The 22,757-nt window shown below is 56.8% G+C and carries 18 protein-coding genes; 10 read left to right on the forward strand and 8 right to left on the reverse strand.

Annotated features, from left to right (window positions below; all coding sequences use genetic code 11):
* Position 1: 1 nt before the first annotated feature.
* The 3 genes from selB to L2Y28_RS21685 form a co-directional block, all read right to left on the reverse strand.
* A complete protein-coding gene (gene selB, locus L2Y28_RS21675) occupies positions 2-1,840 on the reverse strand; it encodes a selenocysteine-specific translation elongation factor (protein WP_022649758.1) in 1,839 nt (612 codons plus the stop codon).
* The gene (gene selA, locus L2Y28_RS21680) at positions 1,837-3,222 is read right to left on the reverse strand and encodes an L-seryl-tRNA(Sec) selenium transferase (protein WP_022649759.1); all 1,386 of its coding nucleotides are present in this window, start codon (positions 3,220-3,222) and stop codon (positions 1,837-1,839) included. Before selA ends, selB begins: the two co-directional genes overlap by 4 nt.
* 103 nt (positions 3,223-3,325) lie before the next feature.
* The gene (locus tag L2Y28_RS21685) at positions 3,326-3,934 is read right to left on the reverse strand and encodes a glutathione S-transferase (protein ID WP_022649760.1); all 609 of its coding nucleotides are present in this window, start codon (positions 3,932-3,934) and stop codon (positions 3,326-3,328) included.
* A gap of 436 nt (positions 3,935-4,370) precedes the next feature.
* Between L2Y28_RS21685 and L2Y28_RS21690 the strand changes: the two genes are divergently transcribed.
* The 4 genes from L2Y28_RS21690 to L2Y28_RS21705 all read left to right on the forward strand — a co-directional run bounded on the left by L2Y28_RS21690 (position 4,371) and on the right by L2Y28_RS21705 (position 8,537).
* Positions 4,371-6,278 (forward strand): PTS mannitol transporter subunit IICBA, encoded by a 1,908-nt coding sequence (locus L2Y28_RS21690; RefSeq protein WP_022649761.1) that lies wholly within the window; start codon positions 4,371-4,373, stop codon positions 6,276-6,278.
* 87 nt (positions 6,279-6,365) lie between these two features.
* Positions 6,366-7,529 carry a mannitol-1-phosphate 5-dehydrogenase gene (gene mtlD / locus L2Y28_RS21695; protein WP_041907503.1) on the forward strand — a complete coding sequence of 388 codons (1,164 nt, stop codon included), beginning with the start codon at positions 6,366-6,368 and terminating at the stop codon, positions 7,527-7,529.
* The gene (gene mtlR, locus L2Y28_RS21700; protein WP_022649763.1) at positions 7,526-8,116 is read left to right on the forward strand and encodes a mannitol operon repressor MtlR; all 591 of its coding nucleotides are present in this window, start codon (positions 7,526-7,528) and stop codon (positions 8,114-8,116) included. The genes mtlD and mtlR overlap by 4 nt, the downstream gene beginning before the upstream one ends.
* 58 nt (positions 8,117-8,174) lie before the next feature.
* Complete coding sequence (locus L2Y28_RS21705) at positions 8,175-8,537, forward strand: YibL family ribosome-associated protein (protein WP_022649764.1); 363 nt, start codon at positions 8,175-8,177, stop codon at positions 8,535-8,537.
* A 31-nt stretch (positions 8,538-8,568) separates the two neighbouring features.
* Here the strand turns inward: L2Y28_RS21705 and L2Y28_RS21710 are convergent, their stop codons facing one another.
* The 4 genes from L2Y28_RS21710 to L2Y28_RS21725 are packed head-to-tail and all read right to left on the reverse strand — an operon-like array spanning position 8,569 to position 13,444.
* Positions 8,569-9,663 (reverse strand): fimbrial protein, encoded by a 1,095-nt coding sequence (locus tag L2Y28_RS21710; RefSeq protein ID WP_022649765.1) that lies wholly within the window; start codon positions 9,661-9,663, stop codon positions 8,569-8,571.
* Between the two features lie 9 nt (positions 9,664-9,672).
* On the reverse strand, positions 9,673-12,201 hold the full coding sequence (locus L2Y28_RS21715) for a fimbria/pilus outer membrane usher protein (RefSeq protein WP_232936470.1): 2,529 nt from the start codon (positions 12,199-12,201) through the stop codon (positions 9,673-9,675).
* Positions 12,158-12,832 (reverse strand): molecular chaperone, encoded by a 675-nt coding sequence (locus L2Y28_RS21720; RefSeq protein ID WP_022649767.1) that lies wholly within the window; start codon positions 12,830-12,832, stop codon positions 12,158-12,160. Before L2Y28_RS21720 ends, L2Y28_RS21715 begins: the two co-directional genes overlap by 44 nt.
* A 30-nt stretch (positions 12,833-12,862) precedes the next feature.
* The gene (locus tag L2Y28_RS21725; protein ID WP_032621994.1) at positions 12,863-13,444 is read right to left on the reverse strand and encodes a fimbrial protein; all 582 of its coding nucleotides are present in this window, start codon (positions 13,442-13,444) and stop codon (positions 12,863-12,865) included.
* A gap of 1,099 nt (positions 13,445-14,543) precedes the next feature.
* On the opposite strand from L2Y28_RS21725, the gene lldP reads away from it, so the two are divergent.
* The 5 genes from lldP (at position 14,544) to trmL (ending at position 20,195) form a co-directional block, all read left to right on the forward strand.
* A complete protein-coding gene (lldP, locus tag L2Y28_RS21730) occupies positions 14,544-16,199 on the forward strand; it encodes an L-lactate permease (protein WP_022649769.1) in 1,656 nt (551 codons plus the stop codon).
* Entirely contained in the window at positions 16,196-16,969 is a 774-nt protein-coding gene (gene lldR, locus L2Y28_RS21735) for a transcriptional regulator LldR (RefSeq protein ID WP_006808630.1), read from the forward strand. The genes lldP and lldR overlap by 4 nt, the downstream gene beginning before the upstream one ends.
* On the forward strand, positions 16,966-18,153 hold the full coding sequence (gene lldD, locus L2Y28_RS21740; RefSeq protein WP_022649770.1) for an FMN-dependent L-lactate dehydrogenase LldD: 1,188 nt from the start codon (positions 16,966-16,968) through the stop codon (positions 18,151-18,153). Before lldR ends, lldD begins: the two co-directional genes overlap by 4 nt.
* Positions 18,154-18,334: 181 nt before the next feature.
* Positions 18,335-19,675: an aromatic acid/H+ symport family MFS transporter gene (locus L2Y28_RS21745; protein ID WP_022649771.1), complete on the forward strand. Its 1,341-nt coding sequence runs from the start codon at positions 18,335-18,337 to the stop codon at positions 19,673-19,675.
* Between the two features lie 46 nt (positions 19,676-19,721).
* Positions 19,722-20,195, forward strand: coding sequence for a tRNA (uridine(34)/cytosine(34)/5-carboxymethylaminomethyluridine(34)-2'-O)-methyltransferase TrmL (trmL, locus tag L2Y28_RS21750; RefSeq protein ID WP_022649772.1), 474 nt, complete (start codon positions 19,722-19,724; stop codon positions 20,193-20,195).
* Positions 20,196-20,231: 36 nt separating this feature from the next.
* On the opposite strand, the gene ilvC is transcribed toward trmL, so the two are convergent.
* Positions 20,232-21,707 (reverse strand): ketol-acid reductoisomerase, encoded by a 1,476-nt coding sequence (ilvC, locus tag L2Y28_RS21755; protein ID WP_022649773.1) that lies wholly within the window; start codon positions 21,705-21,707, stop codon positions 20,232-20,234.
* A 152-nt stretch (positions 21,708-21,859) separates the two neighbouring features.
* Here ilvC and ilvY point away from each other — a divergent pair, with 152 nt between their 5' ends.
* Positions 21,860-22,750 (forward strand): HTH-type transcriptional activator IlvY, encoded by an 891-nt coding sequence (gene ilvY, locus L2Y28_RS21760; protein ID WP_017382574.1) that lies wholly within the window; start codon positions 21,860-21,862, stop codon positions 22,748-22,750.
* The last annotated feature ends 7 nt before the right edge of the window (positions 22,751-22,757 follow it).

A 22,757-nucleotide genomic window follows, 5' to 3' on the forward strand; every position in this document is an offset into this window, starting at 1 on the left:
CTTACGGAAATAACTGCGCGTCGCGTAGCACATGGTCATTGCCACGACGACGCGTAAACCCGATGCGGTTGAAATACTCCAGGATCTGAATCGCCAGTTTGCGTCCAACATTCAGCCGATCGCGGAAGTCTGCGGCGCAGGTTGATCCGCGCGCCTGATCCAGCTCCCGGATCAGGTTCGCAAACGCCACGATCCGATCGTTGCGGTAATAACGATCTTTCACGATCGCCACAATCATGCCCTGCTGTGCCGCATGCCGCAGTACCTGACGCATCAGCTGCTCATCGGTATTGGTTTCACGCGCCAGATCGCGCACCCACCAGGGTTCATCGCCAAACAGCGCCGCCACTTTTTGCCAGACCGCGTCCTGCTCAGCGGTAAAACCGGCCTTGTGTTCCGGCAGGTGCAGCCAGCCGTGATGACTTGCAATCACGCCGCTTTCACGCATGTTTTCAATCAGCAACAGCACCAGTGCGTCGTCTTCCATGGGCAACGCCATGCGCCGCAGACGTTCACGGCCCGGGCCTGGCTCATCCTGATGCTGTTCATGATAGGTCGCCAGCGTGCTCAGCACTTTGCGCTGCCAGCGCGCCGCCACCGGCGCGTTCAGCAGGCTGTTGCCAGCCTGAATAAAACCCGGCTCCTGCGTCAGAAGACGCAATCCTTCACCGCTGAGCTGGCGCGCCCAGGCGAACGCAGCCAGATCCACCGCACCACGCTCAAGGTGGATATCTAACGCAGACTTGTCGTCACGAGCCTGGGCCAGCGAGGCCAGCCACGCTAAATACTCGGGCTTACGCTTGCCGCGACGGGGCGGATTCAGCATCACCACGCGGGCGCCCGCCAGGGTTTCGCGCGCGGAGATGTCGCGCAGAACCAGGCGGTCGTTATCCGCCAGCCAGAGCGGGGAGTCGAACACCAGTTCGGCGAGATCGTTTTCCAGCAGCGACACGCGTCCGGTGATGTGGCTGGCCGCGTGATGGATATGCAGCGGCTGCCACTGGGTCAGCGGCGTGTGGGTCTGTAGAGAAACGATAATCCGTTTAGAAGGCTCCGGCGGCGCGTCGGCCAGCAGCCAGTCGCCGCGGTTAAGCTGGTCTTTTTCGGCATCACCAGCAATATTCAGGGCGATACGCTGCCCGGCGTGGGCCTGTTCCACCGGCTGGTTTTGCGCGTGAAGCCCGCGCACGCGCATGGGTTTGTTCACGCCCGTCAGCCACAGGGTATCGCCCACGTTAACTTCGCCACTCAGCGCGGTACCGGTCACCACCAGCCCAGCCCCTTTCACGGTAAACGCCCTGTCGATCGCCAGACGGAAGCGGTGATGGCTGGCATGTTCACGAGACGGGATCTGCTGCAAATGGTCGCGAAGAGCGTCGATACCGCGGCCTTCTGTCGCCACGGTGACAAACAGAGCGGCATCCTTAAAACCATATTCACTCAGCGCCGCCAGCACCTCTTCACGCACCTCGTTGATACGCACCTCATCCACACGGTCCGCTTTGGTAAGGGCGACGGTCAACTGCGGGTTTCCCGTCAGTTGCAGGATCGCCAGATGCTCGCGCGTTTGCGCCATCACCCCGTCATCGCACGCGACAACCAGCAGAGCGTGATCGATCCCGCCCACGCCCGCGAGCATATTGGAAAGAAACTTCTCGTGGCCGGGCACATCGATAAAGCCCAGCACGCGACCGTCGGGCTGTGGCCAGTAGGCGTAACCCAGGTCAATGGTCATGCCGCGCTTTTTCTCTTCCGGCAGGCGATCGGCATTCACGCCCGTAATGGCCTGCAATAACGTGGTTTTGCCGTGGTCAACGTGACCGGCGGTGGCAATAATCATTTCAACATCATCTCCAGAAACCGCCCTTCATCTTCCAGGCAGCGTAAATCCAGCCACATACGACCATCACCGATCCGGCCAATCACTGGCGTCGGTAATGCACGCCAGCGCGCCGACAGCGCCTCAAGCTGGCTTCCGCGTCCGTCGCGCGGGGTGAACGTCAGCGCTTCGCTCGGTAACCTGTCCACGGGCAGCGAGCCGCTGCCAATTTGCGACAGGCAAGGCTCGATACGAACTTCAAACTCAGGGTAATGGGGAGCAACCTGCGGCAGTAGCGCTTCCGCCCGCGCGCGAACAGAGGCTTCATCACGGCTCAGCAAACGCAACGTGGGCAGGCGGTCAGCCAGTTTCTCCGGGTGGAGATAGAGCCGCAGCGTGGCTTCCAGCGCGGCCAGCGTCATTTTATCGGCACGCAGGGCGCGCTTCAGTGGGTGCTGCTGTAGCTGCGCAATCAGTTCGCGCTTGCCGACGATAATCCCCGCCTGCGGCCCGCCCAGCAGTTTGTCGCCGGAGAAACTGACCAGGCTTACGCCCGCAGCAACCATTTCCTGCACCATTGGCTCTTTCGGCAGACCGTACTGGCGCATATCCACCAGCGACCCGCTGCCGAGATCGGCAATCACCGGCACGTTTAGCTCGCGCCCGATGGCGGCCAGTTCGGCCTCTTCCACCGTTTTGGTGAACCCCGCAATGTGGTAATTACTGGTATGCACTTTCATCAGCAAGGCAGTGTTTTCATTCACCGCCGCGCGATAATCTTTTGCATGGGTACGGTTGGTTGTGCCCACTTCATGCAGCGTGCAGCCCGCCTGGCGCATGACATCCGGAATACGAAACGCCCCGCCGATCTCCACCAGCTCGCCGCGAGAGACGACAACCTCTTTTCCGCTCGCGGTGGCCGCCAGCATTAACAGCACCGCCGCCGCGTTGTTATTCACAATGCAGGCATCTTCCGCGCCGGTGATCTGGCAGAGAAGATCCGCCAGTGCGCGATCGCGATGCCCGCGCCCGGCGCCGTCCAGATCGTACTCCAGCGTCACCGGCGAGCGCATGGCCCGGGTGACGGCCTCTATTGCTTCTTCTGCCTGCTGTGCCCGGCCCAGATTGGTGTGCAGAACCGTGCCTGTCAGGTTAATAACGGGGCGCAACGCGCTTTGCGCGTGCTTGCTCAGCCTCCATTCAACTTCCTGCGCCCATGCCTCGCACCAGCCGGGTAGCGCGTTTTCAGCCTGAATATGACGACGCGCATCGTCCTGAAGCTGGCGTAGCATGTCGACCGTTGCAGTATGGCCAAACTGCTCCAGCACCGCAGTGATGCGCGGATCACGAAGCAGACGATCGGTAGCGGGGATCTGGCTGTAGAGGGAATGATGAGTAGTCATGAATGCGCCTGGCGAGTAAATATCTTCCCCCCTCCCGACGGGAGAGGGAGTTAACATGTGGGGGGATTGTACCGCCTCCCGCCAGGAAGTGTTATAACCCGCATCAAGCCTTTGGTGGTTCAGTCCGGGCGAAACTTTCGCGCTGGAAGAGCGTCTCCGCCAGTTTGACCAGCAGCGGACGATCCACGCACCAGCCCGGCGAGACGCGGCGGAAATTAAGGTAGCCAATGGCGCAGGCGATGGCGATCGTCGCCAGATTCAGGCTATCGCTCTGAATTTTCCCGTCGCGGATCAGCTGTTCGCACATATCCAGGCTGCGGCTGATTTTTTCGCGCTGGCGCAGCAGCTCATTTTCTGACTGCTGGGCGGCGGGCCTTGCCTGCTCGCGTACGGACGTTAATGCCGCATCCATAATGCCATCCGCCAGGGCTTCAATTTGCTTCATCGCCAGCGCTGCTTTTGGATCCGCCGGCAGCATGGCTGGCGCAACGCCAAGCAGCTCGATGGACTCCGCAATGATCGGGGAATCAAACCAGTAGTCGCCCTCGTCCGTTACCAGCGCCGGGACTTTCCCCAGCGGGTTGTACTGCGCAACGCCGTTCTCTGCGTTGTACGGTTGTTCATTTACGAATTCAAATTCAATCCCTTTCTCCAGCAGGAGAATCGAAATCTTACGCACGAAAGGACTGGTATAACTGCCGATGAGTTTCATTGCTTATCCTTAATGCCCATAAAGAGGTCAGTATGGATCAAGCCGTGAAAAAAGGCAGGTGTACGTATCGCATTCCTGCCGTGAGGGGATACGGGAGAAATCTGCATAAAAATATTTTGTGAATCAAATCACAATCTGGAAACAAACAGCCAACTTAACATTGTGATATTAATCACAAAACAGCCCTCATTTTGGCGTAATTCTGAGCAATGTATTTTTTTTACACACCCATTATGTGATCGCGATCACTTCATTAATATCCTCACCCCCTACATTCATGTGATTCAGATCACACAAAATTCCACTGTCTGGACAGTTGAACGATTCAGTGCCAGATTTCACAGCATCAGAACAGGGCCCGGCTACCTCTGCCGCCGCACATTAACGATAAACCTCGGGCCACAAGCCTAAGCGTAAACATAAGAAGGGGTGTTTTATGTCATCCGATTTCAAGATCAAAGTGCAAAGCTTTGGTCGTTTCCTCAGCAACATGGTGATGCCAAATATCGGCGCGTTTATCGCGTGGGGTATTATCACCGCATTATTTATTCCGACAGGGTGGTTGCCTAACGAAACGCTGGCGAAACTTGTTGGCCCAATGATTACGTACCTGCTGCCGCTGCTCATCGGTTATACCGGTGGTCGTCTGGTGGGCGGTGACCGTGGTGGTGTCGTGGGTGCCATCACAACCATGGGGGTGATTGTCGGTGCGGATATGCCGATGTTCCTCGGTGCGATGATTGCCGGTCCTCTGGGCGGCTGGGCGATCAAGAAATTTGACGTCTGGGTTGATGGCAAGATCAAATCCGGCTTCGAAATGCTGGTGAACAACTTCTCCGCGGGCATCATCGGGATGATCCTCGCGATTCTGGCGTTCCTCGGCATTGGCCCTGCGGTTGAAGTGCTCTCCAAGCTGCTGGCGGCGGGCGTTAACTTCATGGTGGCGCACGACATGCTGCCGCTGGCGTCTATCTTCGTTGAACCGGCGAAAATCCTGTTCCTGAACAACGCCATCAACCACGGTATCTTCTCACCGCTGGGTATCCAGCAGTCACACGATCTCGGCAAGTCCATCTTCTTCCTGATTGAAGCGAACCCGGGTCCGGGTATGGGCGTTCTGCTGGCGTACATGTTCTTTGGTCGCGGCAGCGCGAAACAGTCTGCTGGCGGCGCGGCGATCATTCACTTCCTGGGCGGTATTCACGAAATTTACTTCCCGTATGTGCTGATGAACCCACGTCTGATCCTGGCCGTTATCCTTGGCGGTATGACCGGCGTGTTCACCCTGAGCGTACTGGGCGGTGGTCTGGTGTCTCCTGCTTCTCCAGGCTCTATTCTGGCGGTGCTGGCGATGACCCCGAAAGGCGCCTACTTCGCGAACATCGCGGCGATCTGTGCGGCCATGGCCGTCTCCTTCGTGGTCTCCGCTATCCTGCTGAAAACCAGCAAGGTGAAAGAAGACGACGATATCGAAGCGGCAACCCGTCGTATGCATGACATGAAAGCCGAATCCAAAGGCGCAACACCGCTGGCGGCGGGTGATGTCTCTAACGACCTGAGCCACGTGCGTAAAATTATCGTGGCCTGTGATGCCGGTATGGGTTCCAGCGCAATGGGTGCGGGCGTGCTGCGTAAGAAAGTGCAGGATGCGGGTCTGACCAACATCTCCGTGACCAACAGCGCGATTAACAACCTGCCGCCGGACGTTGACCTGGTGATCACGCACCGCGATCTGACCGAGCGCGCCATGCGTCAGGTGCCGCAGGCGCAGCACATTTCCCTGACCAACTTCCTCGACAGCGGCCTGTACACCAGCCTGACCGAACGTCTGGTTGCGGCCCAGCGCCATGAAGATAACGAAGTGAAAGTGCGCACCAGCCTGCAAGACAGCTTCGACGAGAGCAACGCGCATCTGTTCAAACTGGGCGCAGAAAATATCTTCCTTGGCCGCACGGCGACCAATAAAGAAGAGGCCATTCGCTTCGCCGGTGAGCAGCTGGTGAAAGGCGGCTACGTTCAGCCTGAGTACGTTGAGGCGATGCTGGAGCGTGAAAAGCTGACCCCAACCTACCTGGGTGAATCCATCGCGGTTCCGCACGGTACGGTTGAAGCGAAAGACCGCGTGCTGAAAACCGGCGTGGTGTTCTGTCAGTATCCTGATGGCGTGCGCTTCGGTGAAGAAGAGGACGACATCGCCCGTCTGGTGATTGGTATCGCCGCTCGCAATAACGAGCATATCCAGGTGATTACCAGCCTGACCAACGCGCTGGATGACGAAACGGTTATTGAGCGTCTGGCCAATACCACCAGCGTTGAAGAAGTTCTGGCTCTGCTTAACAAGTAACAGCGCCTCTTCCCTCTCCCCCCGGGGAGAGGGCTAGGGTGAGGGGGAAAACGTTCCTCACCCCAGCCCTCTCGGGTAAAAACATTGATGAAGGTTAACACTATGAAAGCATTACATTTTGGCGCAGGTAATATCGGACGTGGCTTTATCGGTAAACTGCTGGCAGACGCAGGCATTACCCTGACATTCGCCGATGTGAATCAGGTGGTTCTTGATGCCCTGAATGCCCGTCATAGCTATCAGGTTCACGTGGTGGGTGAAAACGAACAGGTTGAAACGGTCTCTGGCGTCAACGCGGTAAGCAGCATTGGCGACGACGTGATTGACCTCATCGCGAGCGTTGATCTGGTCACCACAGCCGTGGGTCCGGTGGTGCTTGAGCGTATCGCCCCGGCGGTCGCGAAAGGCCTGGCGAAGCGTAAAGCACAAGGCGTTGAAACGCCGCTGAACATCATCGCCTGTGAAAACATGGTGCGCGGCACCACGCAGCTGAAAGGCCACGTTCTGGCCGCTGTGGCTGAGGAAGATAAAGCCTGGGTTGAAGCGCACGTTGGTTTTGTGGATTCCGCCGTTGACCGCATCGTTCCGCCATCAGAATCCGCCACCAACGACCCGCTGGAAGTGACGGTGGAAACCTTCAGCGAGTGGATCGTTGATAAAACTCAGTTTAAAGGCGCGCTGCCGACCATTCCGGGAATGGAATTAACCGATAATCTGATGGCATTTGTCGAACGTAAACTCTTCACGCTGAACACCGGGCATGCTATAACCGCGTACCTCGGGAAATTGGCCGGTCATCAGACGATTCGTGACGCGATCCTCGATGAGAACATCCGTGCGGTGGTCAAAGGGGCAATGGAAGAGAGCGGCGCGGTGCTGATCAAACGCTACGGTTTTGATGCTGATAAACACGCAGCATACATCCAGAAAATCCTCGGTCGTTTTGAAAACCCGTATCTGAAAGATGACGTTGAGCGAGTGGGTCGTCAGCCGCTGCGTAAACTGAGCGCGGGCGACCGCCTGATTAAACCGCTGCTGGGCACGCTGGAATACGGTCTGCCGCACGCTAACCTGGTGAAAGGGATTGCTGCCGCAATGCACTACCGCAGCGAGCAGGACCCGCAGGCGATTGAGCTGGCTCAGCTGATTGATGACAAAGGCGCACAGGCTGCGCTGGCGCAGATTTCCGGTCTGGATGCCAACAGTGACGTGGTTGCGGAGGCGGTCAGCGCATACAACGCAACCAAATGATGCAGAGTCCGGCGCAGGTTAGCCTGCGCCCGAATAACAGATTGTCAGATATGCAGGCAATAATGGAACAAACCCAGGCCTTTGAAAATCGTGTGCTTGAGCGTCTGAATGCTGGCAAAACCGTACGAAGTTTCCTGATCGCCGCCGTCGAGCTGTTAACCGAGGCGGTGAACATTCTGGTGCTTCAGGTGTTTCGCAAAGACGACTACGCGGTAAAGTATGCTGTAGAACCGTTACTGGACGGAGACGGACCGCTGGGCGATTTATCGGTACGGCTGAAGCTGATCTACGGGCTTGGCGTGCTCAACCGTCAGGAGTATGAAGACGCCGAGCTGTTAATGGCGCTGCGCGAAGAGCTCAATCATGACGGCAATGAGTACACCTTCACCGATGATGAGATACTCGGGCCCTTCGGCGAACTGCACTGCGTAGCCGCGCTCCCTCCCGCACCTCATTTTGATGACAGCGACCCTGAGCTGTACATGATGCAAAAGCTGCGTTATCAACAAGTTGTCCGCTCCACCATGGTGCTTTCCCTGACTGAGCTGATTTCTAAAATCAGCTTAAAAAAAGCGTTTCAGAAGTAAGCCCGCACACATTGGTGTATCCTTCCCTGTAAATTCCCCGTTTTCAGAGTTATTTGTCATGAAAGAAGTCGAAAAGAACGAAATTAAACGCCTGAGCGACCGTCTGGATCTGATCCGCCATCAGATGGCTGGCCTCTCCCTTGTTGATTCCGCCGAGAAATATGCCGAGCTGGAAAAAGAGTCCGTGAAGCTGGAGGCGGAAATTGAGCGCCTGCGCGATGTGAAAGGCCAGAAGCTGAGTAAAGAGGCGCAGAAGCTGATGAACATGCCGCATCGCCGCGCGATCACCAAAAAAGAGCAGGCCGACATGGGCAAGCTGAAGAAAAGCGTCCGTGGCCTGGTGGTGGTGCACCCGATGACTGAGCTTGGCCGCGAAATGGGCCTGAAAGAGATGACGGGTTTTAGTAAGACCGCGTTCTGATCGCTCTCCCCTGCCGCTGCGCAGGGGAAACTCAGTTGTAAATCAGGTTAAACGTGGCCATCGCATCCGCTTTTCCCGCCGTTACGTTCTCTTCCGTCTGAATGTAATGCGCATCAAACCAGAAGGTCTGCGTCTGGTTATCCCCCACCTGGCCAAGCGCTGACACCTGCGGGGTGTTCCACGATACCACCTGCCCCTGAACCGAACCGGTATTGTCACCGTAAAGCAGTTCGATCCCGACACCGCTGGCGCTATCCTCCTGCTTCGTCAACGCCAGCGCCCGATCGTTGCCCGGCGTGGTATCGCCAAAGAAACCCATCTTAACCGCCGTGTTATTTTCACAGGTCACCGGAATGCTGAAGCGTCCGCCTCCGGCACGGGAGCCGATGCCGTGAAATTCACGCTGGCTCACGCTCCCCATGGGAACAAGAATGCTGCGAGAGCCCACTGAGCAGCTGGTACGCCTGACGGTGAAGCTGGCGAGATGAATCTGTACTGGTGTCGCCACGTTGGTGGCGCTGGCTTGATTTTCTCCCGCCTGCAATATCAGCGATCCGACATTTTGCTCCTGGGAGTTGGCGTTATCGTCAGGCATGGGGCTGGTCGTCGGGATTTTGTAAAACACCACCCAGAACTGCAATTTATACGTTGGGGCGCTGGCAAAGGCAGGATTCTGTGAGGCATCGCAGATACGCCGGGACTCGTTGCCGTCTACCGGGCTGGTGCCGTCAATATACTGTACGGCATCCGCACCACAGTACTGCTGCTCGCGGAACCCGAGCGCGTAGCCGATGCCGTCAATCTGGGTTTTGTAGACGTGCCGCGACGCACCGTCTTCCCCCACCACGGTGCCGACGGGGTTATCCAGCTCGACAAATCCGATACTACGCCAGGGGTCACTACCGCCATCACAGTTGTAGAAGTCTTGCCCGGTAGACTGTATCGGCGCGGAAACCGGCGTCCAATCCGCGGTGCCGGGAGCATATCCAATGGCGTAGGGTACCTGGACAACCCACTGATCGCGCGTGGTGCGGCAGGGCGAGGCCTGAGCGTGCGCATGAAAACTCAGCATGCCAAAAAGCGAAAGAAGGCTCAGATAGAAAAACCAGTGAATAAAGTGACGCATGATATTCCTCTAGTGGCACTCAAGAGACAGCGTAGCGATGCCGGGGGCCATATGAGCTTTCCCCAGTCTGAAAGGTGTCTGGCATTGCTGCTGCTCCCCGTTTTCATACCAGGTGACGCGCAGGGTGCCGCGCTCGGGTACTCCGCTCAGGTAGGCCTGACCGCCGTCAGCGACCATGCTTCGGTTTGCAGAATGGCGGTTCTGCTCCACCACTTCAGCCTGCGCGCCAAACGGCAACGGTTCGCCGTGGTAGCGCAGGGAAAACAGAACGCGATAACCAATGTGGGTTGTGTAATTGGCCAGCACCACCGCGCCGCTGGTGGGAATGAGCGTCAGACCGCTTTGCTCAATGTCGACGTTCTCACCCAGCGTCGCCGTATCAAGGCTGACGGTATTTTTGCGATACGCCGAGAGCGTTGGCATGACCGCATAGCCGCGGCTGTCGGTATGGATCCCGTTGTAGCCCTCCGGCTCAACGTTCGCCGCGCCGGGCACGCGCAGCAGGGCGACGGTATCGCCCAGCGGCTGGCTAAGCGTGACGCCATACTGCGTGGCGACAACGCCTCCGGCGAGTCCAAGACTCGCGTTGCTACCGTTTCGGCTGTGGTCATAACCGAGGCTGACGTTGCCGTAGCCACCGTTGTATTGCAGCGCCAGGCTGGTGCTGTCGGCCTCTCCCTCACTGGTCTTACTCTGCTGAACGCTGTAATTCAGGTTGCGGTTCGCCAGCGCGCTGCCGTTGAGTGACACCTGCTGCGTGGTCATCCCACGATTGTTGTGGTTGGCGTAGTAACTGACCGAACTGCCCGGCAGCCAGTTGCCAAGCGGAACATTGACGTTAAACGATACGGTGCGATCGGGATGCTGCTCAAGCGCTGAGTCGGTGTAGTCATACCCCGCGCCCCAGGAAATACCCCGCCAGCTGGTGTACCAGCCAATGTGGATGGTTTTATCCTGCCCGGACGTATGCCAGTAATCCTGCATCCATGCCGAGACGCTGAGGCTGCCGAACTGACCCAGCGTCTGTGAAAAAGTGACCTGCGAGCGGCTACGGCGATTATTGAGTTGCAGCTGTTGGCTGTCAGACTGATTCAGTTCACTAAATTCGTAGTAATTGCGCGAGGCATAGCGATAGCTCGCCAGGTTGAAGGCGGTGCCGGTAGCGCTGAAATCTTTCTGGTACTGAATGCGCCACGCCTGTCCCATCGCGCTTTTGCCGTCGGGTAAACGGCTTTTTGCCAGCGTATCGTCAATACCCAGCGAGCCAAATGCGCCAAACCCTCTGCCTACGCCAATTGCACCGGCCTGATAGTTGCTCGCCGTACGAAAGCCGCCATACACCGTCATCCTGGAGAGCAGACCGTAGAAGAAAGCGCCTTCAACAAATTCGGGCGAACGCGCATCACCGGAGCCGGAGTGAAATCGTCCTGCATTGAGACTGTATTTCAGGCTGCCCTGGCGTCGCATAAACGGCACCGCAGAATAGGGCTGGGTAAAGACGCGCGTAGAGCCGTCACTTTCCGTGACCGTAACCTGTAGATCGCCACTTTGTGCGCCCGGAAACAGATCGTTAATGATAAATGGCCCGGCGGCCACCCAGGTTTCATAGATCACATAGCCATTTTGCGAAACGGAGACTTTAGCGAAGCTGTGTGCGACGCCGCGGATGGTTGGTGCGAAGCCGCGCTGGCTGTCGGGCAACATGCTTTCGCTTGATGAGAGCTGTACCCCGCGAAACGCCACGCTATCGAAGACGTCGCCTGCGGTCCAGGCATCACCGATCCGTAGCTGGCTGTTAAGACGGCGAATATCCCGGGTCAGCCAGCTACTTTGCGACTGAAAATGGTCGCCGCCCGCGTCGCTGTGGCTCCAGGCCGAGGTGTTACGCAGCCGCCACGCCCCCAGATTGATGCCGTTACGCAGGCTCAGATAGCTGGATGTTGTGACCCCGCTCTGATGACGGGCCTGACCGCCCGACAGACTGTAATCAGTAAATGCCGCCGGGATACCATCGTCCCACTGCGACTGCGGCACGTAGCCACGGCTGCGGTGTTTCATTGCCGCCTGCGGCAGGCTGAGAAAGAGACGCTGCTGGTTGAAATCATAAGAGGTTCGCGCTGCCGGAATAAAATCCTCGAGGTGCGTGAACGTTTCTCCCTCCTGCAACCGGGAGAATGCAGGAATGGCCCCTACATTTACGCCAAGCGCTTCCAGCAGCGATACGCTAAAAACGGGTTGCAGGCTGCCTTTCTCATTGACGAAGGTGATCTCCTGATGCCGCTCCTCGCGTCCGTTAATCTCCAGCGTCACGAGCCAGGTGCCTGGCATCTGCCCGCCCTTTTCAGAGAAATAGTGCAGATCCGCCGTTTTCTGTTCAGTAGAGGAAAGCTCCAGCGCGGCGGGATCAAAGTAATCCTCGGCCATCCCCGTGCGGCTGAAGCTAAGCAGCAACACCGAAAGCGGCGCGTAACAAAACAGGCGAAAAGGCATGGTCTTAAAGAGGCTGGGTGTGGGTGGCGGTGATGGCACCAAAATCATTAATAGCCGACCAGCTTACGCCCCCGGAGGCGGACACAGGCCATTCCCGGGTTTCCCCTGGACCGATCATGCCCGGCTGCTCAATTTTATGCCCGCCAACGGTCAGACGATAAAAAGAGACGTAGTATGGCGTCGGGTTAGCGGCCTTAAGCCCTTTTCCCGTTCGCGAAAACGTTATTTTCTGCCAGGCCGTGGCGGCGTCCCCTTTCAGGTTGTCCGGGCGGTAGAAGATTTTAAATTTCGATTTGACGTTTACCTGTAATTCGTTGCTGCTCTCTTTTGGCTTTGGCGCTATCGCTTTAATATCGAGCCAGAATACAGATTCACGATCTGTGGGCAGCGGAGCGCCGGTATATTGAATACGCAGCGTGTTGGTCTGCTCCGGATCAAGTCTGAACAGAGGTGGTGTGACAATAAATGGCGCAGCGTTATTTTTATCCGGCCCATCGCCTTCAACCCACGACTGAATAAGATAGGGAACCGCACTTTCCATATTAGAAACAGAAAATGCCACCTCCTTGCTGTTTTGCGGGTATACGATCCGTGTTCCCCCCATTACAACGCCAGCAGAAACTGACGCAGAACTAACCATTAATGCAGTGAGCATAATATACGATAAACGTTTCATCATTATTATCTCTGGAGGTGGCTGACAGTGAAATCAGTTATAAACCATCAGGAAGTTGGATACGGCGTTAACATCGCCGGCGTTGATTTCCGTGCCATCTTTGTCAAGTGCGGCATAGAAAGTTAATTCAGCATTGCCTTGATCATCCGGTGCGGTTGTTTCAGATACCGTACCCGGTTTAATCGCCGTGCTGCGATCGCTGTTATAAAGCTTCACGCCGACACCCGTCGCCATACCTTCACCTGGCGTAACCTGAAGCAGTGTGTCATTCACCGTATCTTTGGTTCCGTCAAACAGTACCGCAACCGATTCAACCGTCTCCGGGCAGTTTTCCACGTTGATTTTGAACTCGCGCGGCGTCGTTTCGTTGTGATCGTCAAAGTAGCTTTTTGCCCACGCCCCAAGGTCTACCGTTTTGTTTTTAGAGGCCGGAGTAATATCACAGGAAATAAGGGTAATCTTCCCGGTAAAATTGATCACCCCGCCCGTACTTTGCGAACCCGCACCGGTATCCAGAGAAGCATTAACGCCAGAATCACTGCTTGCCAGTACTGATTGAGAAGATAACAGCAGCCCCGCCGCGGCAATCGCCAGCGCCACATTTTTGATTTTCATTTGGAACACTTTCCCCTCTGTAAATTAAACAGATATAGACTTGTTGTACCAGGTACAATAACCGCTATAAGGATTTAAAAACGCCACCGAAAGGTTTTTAGCAGAATGGGTGACGCGACCTTATAGAATAAAGCAGGGTCCATCCCATGGTGATAATCCGTATATTTTCAGAAGGCCATACACAGATATCCTTCAACTGAGGAATGACTTCTGGCCGAAAATAACACTGAATACGTTGTGGTTAGTAATAAATTTAAAATCTTCTGTTACGTTGCTTCTGAATAAATAGTAAATCAAATGCCTTTTAACGTCTACGCATTGAAAAGCAATATGCCGCGTCTGTAAACACTCAGAAATTAACACTCAGCTAACAAATTTAACCCCTTTCGATTGCCCTAATAATTATTAATCTGCTTTTAATACCGCAACTAAATTACAAGAGAGTTAACTGATCATTGTTTGATCAATTTATTTCAGAATATTATTAGCCAAAAAATGTCTGTTCAGCGCAAAATTCTTACCCTTTATCCTGAAAAACCACAATTGAACAGGATATTTCTTTATCGATCATCAATTGATCGTTTGTAATACACTGTTAAAATCTATATGTGAAATTTACCTTAATTAAAATTTTTTGCTACAGCTTAGATTTCGCATTTTTAACCAAAAAAAATTTTTATTTATAGGAAATATATCACTCTGCTCACACATATACAGCTTCTCAAAAACACAAATAAAACAAACAAACCTCATTCAATTCACGAAACATTATCACCTCTCCTTTTTATATAACCTCTTTTACGCGCCGTATCTGCTTAAAAGGCGAGTGTAAGGCTCTCCACCTGACCACCGCTCCCAACGCACACGGTGATTTGATTTTGCGGTTTTGGTCCTACCAATCGCGCACAAAGCTATCCATCGTTCACAATTTCGATGCTCCACTTCACAAAACAATTGCTGAATAGCAACACTTGGTTAACCATTTGTTGTCATTAACCCTACATCACAATATTGGAAGGACCACTTTTACACTAAGTGTGACGCAGAGATGAGCAGAGACTCACCCGACGAACACCTGTGTGGTCCTCAGGAGACCTGCATGAGCCTCTGGCAACAAAACTACGATCCGGCCGGAAATATCTGGCTGTCGAGCCTGATCGCATCGCTACCGATCCTGTTTTTCTTCTTTGCGCTAATTAAGCTCAAGCTGAAGGGCTACCTCGCCGCGACGTATACCGTTGCCATCGCCCTGATGGTGGCGTTGTTCTTCTACAAAATGCCGGTCGATCGCGCGCTGGCCTCCGTCGTCTATGGCTTCTTCTACGGACTGTGGCCGATTGCGTGGATCATCATCGCCGCCGTCTTTGTCTACAAAATCTCGGTCAAAACCGGGCAGTTCGACATTATTCGCTCGTCGATTCTCTCCATCACGCCGGACCAGCGTTTGCAGATGCTGATCGTCGGCTTCTCCTTCGGAGCATTTCTGGAAGGGGCGGCAGGATTCGGCGCACCGGTGGCCATCACCGCCGCCCTGCTGGTCGGTCTGGGCTTTAACCCGCTGTATGCCGCTGGCCTGTGCCTGATTGTGAATACCGCGCCGGTGGCGTTTGGCGCGATGGGCATTCCTATTCTGGTGGCGGGCCAGGTGACCGGGCTGGACAGCTTCGAGATCGGCCAGATGGTGGGCCGCCAGCTGCCGTTCCTGACCATTATCGTGCTGTTCTGGATCATGGCGATTATGGACGGCTGGCGCGGCGTGAAGGAGACCTGGCCTGCGGTGATGGTAGCGGGCGGTTCGTTCGCCATTGCCCAGTATCTCAGCTCCAACTTCCTCGGCCCGGAACTGCCGGACATCATCTCTTCCCTGGTGTCGCTGGTCTGTCTGACGCTGTTCCTGAAACGCTGGCAGCCGGTACGTATCTTCCGCTTTGCTGACATGGGCGCATCGCACGTGGATCAGACGCTGGCGCGCACCGGCTATACCGCCGGACAGATTGTGCGCGCGTGGTCACCGTTCCTGTTCCTGACCGCCACCGTGACGCTGTGGAGTATTCCGCCGTTTAAAGCCCTGTTCGCCCCGGGCGGCGCGCTGTACGACATGGTGATTAATATCTCCGTGCCGTTCCTCGACAAAATGGTCGCCCGTATGCCGCCGGTGGTACACGACGCCACGCCGTATGCGGCAGTGTTTAAGTTTGACTGGTTCTCAGCCACCGGCACGGCCATCCTGTTTGCCGCTATCCTTTCCGTAGTGTGGCTGCGCATGAAGCCTGCCGCCGCGGTGCAGACCTTTGCGGCGACGATTAAAGAGCTGATGCTGCCGATTTACTCCATCGGCATGGTGCTGGCGTTCGCGTTTATTTCGAACTACTCCGGCCTGTCGTCGACGCTGGCGTTAGCGCTGGCGCATACCGGCCACGCGTTTACCTTCTTCTCGCCGTTCCTCGGCTGGCTGGGGGTGTTCCTGACCGGTTCAGATACGTCATCTAACGCCCTGTTTGCCGCCCTACAGGCCACAGCCGCGCAGCAGATTGGCGTCTCGGACGTGCTGCTGGTCGCCGCGAACACCACCGGCGGCGTGACCGGGAAGATGATCTCACCGCAGTCCATCGCCATTGCCTGTGCCGCGGTGGGGCTGGTAGGCAAAGAGTCGGATCTGTTCCGCTTTACCGTTAAACACAGCCTGATATTTACCTGCATGGTGGGCGTGATCACCACATTGCAGGCCTATGTCTTAACCTGGATGATTCCATGATAGTGATGCCCAGACGCCTGTCCGACGAGATTGCCACTCGCGTACGGGCGCTGATAGAAGAACAACAGCTGGAAGCGGGCATGAGATTGCCCGCCGAGCGTCAGCTTGCCGCCCAGCTTGGCGTGTCGCGCAATTCACTGCGCGAGGCGCTGGCGACGCTGGTCAGCGAAGGGGTGCTGCTGAGCCGTCGAGGCGGCGGCACCTTCGTGCGCTGGCAGCATGACGACTGGTCTGAACAAAACATCGTGCAGCCGCTGAAGACGCTGATGGAAAACGACCCGGACTACAGCTTCGACATCCTCGAAGCGCGTCACGCCATCGAAACCAGCACCGCGTGGCACGCGGCGATGCGGGCAACCGACGCCGACAAAGAGAAGCTCAAAGCCTGTTTTGAAGCCACGCAAAGCAGCGACCCGGACATCGCCTCCCAGGCGGACGTGCGGTTCCATCTGGCGATTGCCGAGGCCTCGCACAACGTGGTCCTGCTGCAAACCATGCGCGGGTTCTTCGACCTGCTGCAATCCTCCGTGAAGCAGAGCCGCCAGCGCATGTATCTGGTGCCGCCGGTGTTTGCCCAGCTGACCGAACAGCACGAGGCGGTGCTCAACGCCATTCTGGCCGGTGATGCCGAGGCCGCGCGCAAGGCGATGATGGCGCATCTCGGCTTCGTGCATACCACCATTAAACGATTCGATGAAGATCAGGCCCGACAGGCGCGTATTACCCGTCTGCCTGGCGAGAGTGATATTTCCAGGGAGAACAAAGCATGATTATTTCCGCAGCCAGTGACTATCGCGCCGCGGCACAGCGCATTTTGCCGCCATTCCTGTTCCACTACATTGACGGCGGGGCGTACGCCGAATATACCCTGCGCCGCAACGTGGAGGACCTGTCGGAAGTGGCCCTGCGCCAGCGCGTGCTGAAGAATATGTCTGACCTGAGCCTTGAGACGAAGCTGTTTAACGAGACGCTCTCCATGCCGGTAGCGCTTGCGCCCGTCGGCTTATGCGGCATGTATGCCCGCCGGGGCGAAGTGCAGGCCGCCGCCGCAGCAGATGCCAAAGGCATTCCGTTTACCCTTTCCACCGTGTCCGTCTGCCCGATTGAAGAGGTCGCCCCGACCATCAAGCGCCCGATGTGGTTCCAGCTGTACGTCCTGCGCGATCGCGGCTTTATGCGTAACGCGCTGGAGCGCGCCAAAGCGGCAGGCTGCTCAACGCTGGTCTTTACCGTCGATATGCCCACGCCCGGCGCCCGCTACCGTGATGCGCACTCCGGCATGAGCGGTCCGAACGCCGCGATGCGCCGCTACTGGCAGGCGGTGACGCACCCGCAGTGGGCGTGGGATGTCGGCGTGAATGGCCGTCCGCACGATCTGGGCAATATTTCGGCCTACCTGGGTAAACCGACCGGGCTGGAAGATTACATCGGCTGGCTGGCGAACAACTTCGATCCATCCATCTCCTGGAAAGACCTGGAGTGGATCCGCGAATTCTGGGACGGCCCGATGGTGATCAAAGGGATCCTCGACCCGGAAGATGCCCGCGACGCGGTGCGTTTTGGCGCCGATGGGATCGTGGTCTCTAACCATGGTGGCCGCCAGCTTGACGGGGTGCTCTCCTCCGCCCGGGCGCTGCCTGCCATTGCCGATGCGGTGAAAGGCGATATTGCGATTCTGGCCGACAGCGGCATCCGTAACGGGCTGGACGTGGTGCGCATGATTGCCCTGGGCGCAGACAGTGTGCTGCTGGGCCGTGCTTACCTGTACGCGCTGGCCACCAGCGGCCAGGCGGGCGTGGCGAATCTGCTGAACCTGATCGAGAAAGAGATGAAGGTGGCGATGACCCTGACCGGTGCGAAAACAATCGGTGAAATCAGCAAAGACTCTCTGGTGCAGGAGCTCAGTAAGCTGCCTGCGGCGCTGGCCCCCCTTTCTCAGGGAAACGCGGCCTGATCTCCCCCGGTTAGCCTCCCCTTCTTCCGCGCCCGACTTCCCCCTCGGGCGCTTTTTTTTGTCGAAAATAACACCTGCGTAACATTCTGGATAAGAAAATTTGACATGCCCCGCCCCTCCGCAATTGTATAGACAAGCAAATACAAGATCACAAAAACAACATCACATCGGAGGGGAACGTATGACGTATTCAGGTCGGGTGGATATTCAGCAGGTGATCGATGAGAGTCCTTTTTCAGGGTTTCACTGGCTTCTTATTGTGCTGGGCTTTCTGGTGCTGGCGATCGATGGTTTCGATACCGCCGCGATGGGTTACATTGCGCCTACGCTGTCGGCGGAGTGGGGAATACATAAACAGGATCTGGGGCCGGTGTTGAGTGCGGCGCTACTGGGGCTGTCGCTGGGAGCTCTTATTGCAGGTCCGGTATCGGACCGTATGGGACGCAAGCGCGTACTGGTCTTTTCATGCCTGTTCTTCGGCCTGGCGAGCCTGGGCACGGCCTGGGCGCAAAGTCTGAATACCCTGACGCTGTGGCGATTTCTGACCGGTCTCGGGCTGGGCGCCGCGATGCCTAACGCCATCACGCTGATCTCAGAGTTTGCCCCCCAGCGCTGCCGCGCCATGGCAATTAACACCATGTACTGCGGCTTTCCGCTGGGTGCGGCGGGCGGCGGGGCGATCTCGTCCTGGCTTATCCCTCACCATGGCTGGCGAAGCGTGCTGCTGACCGGCGCGATTGCGCCGCTGATTTTAACGGTGCTGCTGGCGCTGCTGTTGCCGGAGTCGGTGAAGTTTCTGGTGCAGCGCGGGAAAGACGTCGCGCAGGTTCGCCGCATCGCCAGCCGGTTCGCCCGCAGCACGCTGGATAGCGTCACAGGCTTTTTCCTGGCGGAGGAGAAGGTCGCGTCGAAAAAAGGCAGCGTGTCGCAGCTGTTTTCCATGCCCTGGCTGCCCGGCACCCTGATGCTGTGGGTCACCTACTTTATGGGACTGGTGATTTATTACGTCCTGCTGAGCTGGATGCCAACGCTGATGCAGGGGATGGGGTATGCGCTGGCGGAATCCGCCTGGCTCACCTCGCTGTTCACCTTCGGCGGCACCGCTGGCATTCTGCTCGCGGGCTGGATGATGGACCGCTGGGAAGCGCACAAGGTGGTCGCGTGTGGTTTCGTGCTGACGATGGGCCTGATTCTTTTACTCGGCATTGAGCATAATCATATCGCCCTGTTTGGCGGGTTAATCTTCCTGATGGGGATCGCGATGAACGGCGCGCAGTCGGGGATGCAGACCCTGGCCGCCACCTTTTACCCTACCGAGTGCCGCGCGACGGGTATCGCCTGGATGCAGGGGATCGGCCGCTTCGGCGGCGTGGCGGGCACCATGACCAGCGCCCAGCTTCTTTCCATGCAGTGGCAGGCGGACAGTATTTTGATGATCCTCAGCGTGCCTGCTCTCGTGGCCGCGGCGGCAACCGTCTACAAAATGCTGTATAGCCGCTCGCAGGAGCCGGGCGTCGCCTAGTCCCTCTCTTTTCTGCTATTCTGCCCCCCGCAATTAAGGGGGCAGCATGCTTAACATCGTCTTATTCGAACCAGAAATCCCACCCAATACCGGCAATATCATCCGCCTGTGCGCCAACACCGGTTTTCGTCTGCACATCATTGAGCCGATGGGCTTTACGTGGGACGACAAACGTCTGCGCCGCGCGGGGCTGGACTACCATGAGTTTACTGCCGTCGTTCGTCATCACGATTACGCCGCGTTTCTGGACGCAGAGAAGCCGCAGCGCATGTTCGCCCTGACCACCAAAGGCACGCCAGCGCATAGCGCCGTAAGCTATCAGGACGGAGATTATCTGATGTTTGGTCCGGAAACCCGCGGCCTGCCGGCCACCATTCTGGATGCCCTGCCCGCTGAGCAAAAAATTCGTATTCCGATGATGCCGGACAGCCGCAGCATGAACCTGTCGAATGCGGTGTCGGTGGTGGTGTATGAGGCGTGGCGCCAGCTGGGTTATCCCGGCGCGATACTGCGTAGCTAAAACAGTTCGGGTGGCTTGCGCCACCCGATTGTCTTTTTAGTCTGCTACTGCGATACGTTTCATATCGGTCATGTAGCCACGCAGTTTCTGGCCCACTTTCTCGATTTCGTGACTGCGAATCGCTTCGTTTACGTCACGCAGCTGCGCGTTATCAACCGCACCTTCCGCAATCGCTTTACCCAGATCGCCTGCTTGCAGGGTAGTCATGAACTCTTTCAGCAGCGGTACGCAGGCGTAAGAGAACAGATAGTTACCGTACTCGGCGGTATCGGAGATCACCACGTTCATCTCATACAGACGCTTACGGGCGATGGTGTTTGCGATCAGCGGCAGCTCGTGCAGCGATTCATAGTACGCAGATTCTTCAATGATGCCGGAATCCACCATGGTTTCGAACGCCAGCTCAACGCCCGCTTTCACCATCGCGATCATCAGTACGCCTTTATCGAAGTACTCCTGCTCGCTGATTTTACCCTCGAACTGTGGTGCCGTTTCGAACGCGGTTTTACCGGTCTCTTCGCGCCAGGTCAGCAGTTTCTTATCGTCATTCGCCCAGTCCGCCATCATGCCGGAAGAGAACTCGCCGGAGATGATGTCGTCCATGTGTTTCTGGAACAGCGGTGCCATGATGGTTTTCAGCTGTTCAGAGAGTGCGAACGCGCGCAGTTTTGCCGGATTGGACAGACGGTCCATCATCAGCGTAATACCGCCCTGCTTCAGCGCTTCGGTGATGGTTTCCCAGCCGAACTGAATCAGTTTTTCCGCGTATGCCGGGTCGGTGCCCTCTTCCACCAGCTTGTCGAAGCACAGCAGGGAGCCAGCCTGGAGCATGCCGCACAGAATGGTCTGCTCGCCCATCAGGTCAGATTTCACTTCCGCAACGAAGGAAGATTCCAGTACGCCCGCACGATGGCCGCCGGTGGCCGCTGCCCAGGCTTTGGCAATCGCCATGCCTTCGCCTTTCGGATCGTTTTCCGGGTGAACGGCGATCAGCGTCGGTACGCCGAAACCACGTTTGTACTCTTCGCGCACTTCGGTGCCCGGGCACTTCGGTGCCACCATCACTACGGTGATGTCTTTACGGATCTGCTCGCCCACTTCAACGATGTTGAAGCCGTGGGAGTAACCCAGCGCGGCGCCGTCTTTCATCAGCGGCTGTACGGAACGCACAACGTCTGAGTGCTGCTTGTCTGGCGTCAGGTTAACCACCAGGTCCGCCTGCGGGATCAGCTCTTCGTAGGTACCTACTTTGAAGCCGTTTTCGGTCGCTTTACGCCAGGAAGCGCGCTTTTCAGCAATCGCTTCTTTGCGCAGGGCGTAGGAGATATCCAGCCCGGAGTCACGCATGTTCAGGCCCTGGTTCAGACCCTGTGCGCCACAGCCAACAATGACCACTTTTTTACCCTGAAGGTAGCTCGCGCCATCAGCAAATTCATCGCGCGCCATGAAGCGGCATTTGCCCAGCTGCGCCAGCTGCTGGCGCAAGTTCAGTGTATTAAAGTAGTTAGCCATGGGTGATACCTCGTGATGTTGTGCGTCTTATTGTTCGGTTCGCGTTTTAGCGAGAATGTACCCACATTACAACAGGAAATTTATTGCGGAAATTGATATATTCACAACGTCACATTGCAATTTATGCAATGTAAAAAGAGGGAGTGGAATCGGTGGATTTACGCGATCTGAAAATGTTCCTGCATCTGGCGGAAAGCCGTCACTTTGGCCGCAGCGCCCGGGCGATGCACGTCAGTCCTTCCACGCTGTCGCGCCAGATCCAGCGCCTTGAGGAAGACCTCGGCCAGCCGCTGTTCGTGCGCGATAACCGCACCGTCACCCTCACGGAAGCCGGTGAAGAGCTGCGCATCTTTGCCCAGCAAACCTTGTTGCAGTACCAGCAGCTGCGGCACACCATCGACCAGCAGGGGCCGTCGCTTTCCGGCGAGCTGCATATTTTCTGCTCCGTGACCGCCGCCTACAGCCATCTTCCCCCCATTCTCGACCGCTTCCGCGCGGAACATCCGTCGGTTGAAATTAAGCTCACCACCGGCGATGCCGCCGACGCGATGGAAAAAGTGGTCACGGGCGAAGCGGATCTCGCGATTGCCGGGAAGCCGGAAACCCTGCCGGGCGCGGTAGCGTTCTCAATGCTGGAGAATCTGGCGGTAGTACTGATTGCCCCGGCGCTGCCCTGCCCGGTGCGCAACCAGGTCTCGGTGGAGAAACCGGACTGGTCGACGGTGCCGTTTATCATGGCCGATCAGGGGCCGGTGCGCCGCCGCATTGAGCTGTGGTTCCGCCGCCAGAAAATCAGCAACCCGTCGATTTACGCCACGGTCGGCGGCCATGAGGCGATGGTGTCGATGGTAGCGCTCGGCTGCGGCGTGGCGCTGCTGCCAGAAGTGGTGCTGGAAAACAGCCCGGAGCCAGTGCGCAATCGCGTAATGATTTTAGAACGCAGCGACGAAAAAACGCCGTTCGAGCTTGGCGTGTGCGCACAAAAAAAGCGGCTGCATGAGCCGCTTATTGATGCGTTCTGGAAGATATTGCCGAACCACTAAAGCCGGG

Origin of the sequence: Enterobacter sp. JH25, assembly GCF_021725435.1 — a bacterium.
Classification (GTDB): Bacteria; Pseudomonadota; Gammaproteobacteria; order Enterobacterales; family Enterobacteriaceae; genus Enterobacter; species Enterobacter intestinihominis.